General features: G+C 60.4%; 2 protein-coding genes and 2 pseudogenes. 2 read left to right on the plus strand and 2 right to left on the minus strand.

Annotated features, from left to right (window positions below):
* Together CFB46_RS34860 and CFB46_RS34865 are read right to left on the minus strand one after the other, a co-directional pair.
* Nucleotides 1-259 (minus strand): annotated as a pseudogene (locus CFB46_RS34860) (IS256 family transposase); the annotation flags it as partial.
* Nucleotides 260-313: 54 nt separating this feature from the next.
* Nucleotides 314-868: pseudogene (locus tag CFB46_RS34865) on the minus strand (IS110 family transposase); the annotation flags it as partial.
* A gap of 486 nt (nucleotides 869-1,354) precedes the next feature.
* Here CFB46_RS34865 and CFB46_RS35765 point away from each other — a divergent pair.
* Complete coding sequence (locus CFB46_RS35765; protein ID WP_143751638.1) at nucleotides 1,355-1,573, plus strand: hypothetical protein; 219 nt, start codon at nucleotides 1,355-1,357, stop codon at nucleotides 1,571-1,573.
* A gap of 322 nt (nucleotides 1,574-1,895) precedes the next feature.
* On the plus strand, nucleotides 1,896-3,194 hold a 1,299-nt coding region (ilvB, locus tag CFB46_RS34875; RefSeq protein ID WP_089502505.1), incomplete at its 3' end, for a biosynthetic-type acetolactate synthase large subunit.

Consider the following 3,194-nt stretch of genomic DNA (forward strand, 5'->3'; position numbering starts at 1 on the left):
GCCCGTCTTCGGTCAGAACCGTCTTGGCCCCTTTGCCGTTGCGCTGATTCGTGACGTTGGCCGGCTTGGCAGCTCCGGCAGGGTAGCCGAGATGATGGTTCATCTCGCCGCCCAACGCACGCTCGATCAGCGCTTTCTTGAGCGCCAGCGTCGCGGCATTGATGGCTTCAGCCGTCATCGGACCGTTGCCGAACTGTTCAAGCAGCTCGGCCGGAATCGCCGGCAGAACTGCCGGCTGGGCTTTCGGTTTGCGAGGCATAGACTCTCCTTGGGAGCATGTTATGCCTTAAACACAAAATTCCTGACAGGCCCACCCGTTCCACTGCTCGCGCAGCGTATCGATCAGTGCAGCAGGCAGACGCTCTGCAAGTCGCCCCAACGCCGCCGGAATCTCTGCGTCGAGCTTCACCCGGCCCCGGCTCATCACCTCACCATATTCGGCCATCAGTCCGCGAAGTCCGTTGATCTGCATCGTGCGGAACTTCACCAACTGCTCACGCATCCTGTGCAACGCCAACATTGCTTGCTGCATTTCTGTCTTCACCGCCACCGGCTTGCCCGGCTGCTGCACTGCTAGCCAGATCGCCCGTGCATCCGCCGCATCATTCTTATTGCGGATGTTGAACGCCTTCACGAACGCGGCTGGCATCAATCTGACTTCGTGACCCAATCGCATCAGTTGCCGGGCCCAGTGGTGTGCACCGCCGCAGGCTTCCATTCCGATTAGGCATCTGGCTCGGTTAGCAAAATGCTCCAGAAATTTGGCCCGCCTGATCGGCTTGTTCACGATCTCGCCCGTTTCCGGGTCGATGTAATGGACCTGAAACACTTGCTTGGCGATGTCGACGCCCACAGCGATACTGTTCATGGTGGATCCTCCGGTTGCCTGGACAATGCGTGCATTTTCCATCTGGGCACTTCGATGCCGTCGGCCCGTGAGGGTCCACCTTTTCCGTTCCTCTCACCGGACCACGGGGTGGGACGCGTTCATTTCATTCTCCTTGGCCATCAATTTATGCCTCACACACAAACGTTCGGATAGGCCCGTCGTCGTCGCCGCCAGCGTCACAGTGTCGAGACGGTCGCGGGCAAATACGCAAAACCGGGAGTTGACGACTTTGCTTCGCTCTACGAATGCTGCGTTTACGAACCTGAGTCACTCGCTCGATGGCGGCCCGGACGTCAGCGTGTGCAACTGGGGCGCGGGGACGCATTACCATATCAGAGCTGGGTTGCGAACATACTCTTCACCATCGTCCACAATTTGCTGAACGCTGGCGCGGTGTATAAGGCATCGGTTAGTACCGACTACAACTTCACGCCCCCGTTGAGCGCCGGCGCTTCGTATATGTATATGAAAGGCAACGATGTCGAGGACAACCACCACGGGCATCAGCTGGCGGCGATTGTCAACTATGCCGTGTCGAAGCGGACCAGCGTGTCCGTAATCGGTCTCCGTCAGCGCGCGAGCGACGGTGGGCTCGCAGAGCTGAATGGGATGAACACGCCGGACGATGCGTCCTCAGGGGCGACTCAGGATGTCGCCCGCATCGGCCTGCATACGCACTTCTGAAGCGCCTCAGCGCGCGGCCGTAGAGCCGGCTCGAAAGGCTCGTACGGCACGAACCGCCGACGAGAGTCCAGTTCGCCATTCGTTTGTGCTGTTAAGCCGCCTGGTCCGCCGGCAATTCGGCACCATCTGCTTCATCGAACCCAATATTATCGATACGTTCAGCAGGTAGCGCGTAAAGGTCCCGTGTTCAAGGAAGCGATCCTGCAATAGCCTTGTTTGTCGGAGAAGAAAGTGAAAATTGCTGCCCCGGAAATCGTCCAGCTCGCGTCGGCAGCAAGCTGCCGCCCATGCCCGTCAGGCCCATAGCCTTTCGGGTGCCGGGATGGTCGTGGCCGCCCTGCGCGAAGAAGGCGTCGATACGATATGGGGCTATCCCGGCGGCGCAGTGCTGCCCATCTACGATGCGCTGCTGCCGGAGCAGTCGATCACGAACATCCTCGTGCGCCACGAGCAGGCGGCCGTGCACGCGGCGGACGGCTACGCCCGCGCAACGGGCAAGGTCGGCGTTGCGCTCGTCACCTCTGGGCCAGGTGTGACCAATGCCGTGACGGGCATTGCGACGCCGTACTTCGACTCTATTCCGATCGTCGTGATCTGCGCCAACGTGCCGACGGATGCCATCGGCAAGGATGCTTTTCAGGAGTGCGATGCGGTCGGCCTGACTCGTTCGATCGTGAAGCACAATTTCCTCGTTGTGGAGGTCAGTCAGCTCGGCGCGACGTTGAAGAAAGCCTTTCATATTGCCGCCACGGGGCGGCCCGGTCCCGTCGTCGTCGATATTCCGAAGGATGTTCTGCTGGCGCAGGAGCCATTCACGTATCCGCGAACCGTCGAATTGCGCTCGTACAAGCCACGTCTCGACGGTCACGCCGGTCAGATTCAGCGCGCCGCCGAAGCGTTGCGTCGCGCACAGCGGCCCTGCATTCTCATGGGAGGCGGGGCCATTGCTGCGGGCGCGGTCGATGAACTAGCCACCCTCGCACAGCGTCTTGATGCGCCGGTCGCATGCACGCTGACGGGACTCGGCACATTTCCCGGTAAGCACATCCAGAGTGTCGGCATGCCGGGCATGCACGGGACTTACGAGGCCAATCTTGCGATGCAGCATAGCGATGTGCTGATTGCATTCGGTGCACGTTTCGACGATCGCGTGATCGGTAATCCAGAGGACTTCTGCAAGGCCGACCGCACGATCATCCAGATCGATATCGATCCGGCGACCATCGATAAACGTGTCCGCGTCGATGTGCCGATTGTGGGCGACGTCAAGGCGGTGTTACGCGCCATGCTCGCGCTGCTCCCGGCTGAACCCGCGGCCTCGCCTGCGCGTGCCGCATGGTGGCGCGACATCGACTCGTGGCGCGCGCGGCGTTGTCTCGCCTATTCACACGACACCACGGTCATCAAGCCGCAGTTCGTGCTGGAAAAACTGTGGGAACTCACGCGCGGCGACGCGTTCGTTTGCTCCGATGTCGGTCAGCATCAGATGTGGGCCGCACAGCTCTTGACCCTAGCCCACAAAACTGTCCCATTCGGAAGTGGAAAATTCCGGCATGACGTTGTCATCGAGACCAGGAGGTCATGCCGTGAAGAAGAGCAAGTTCAGCGAAGAACAGATCGC

It is taken from the genome of Burkholderia sp. HI2761, assembly GCF_002223355.1.
Classification (GTDB): domain Bacteria; phylum Pseudomonadota; class Gammaproteobacteria; order Burkholderiales; family Burkholderiaceae; genus Burkholderia.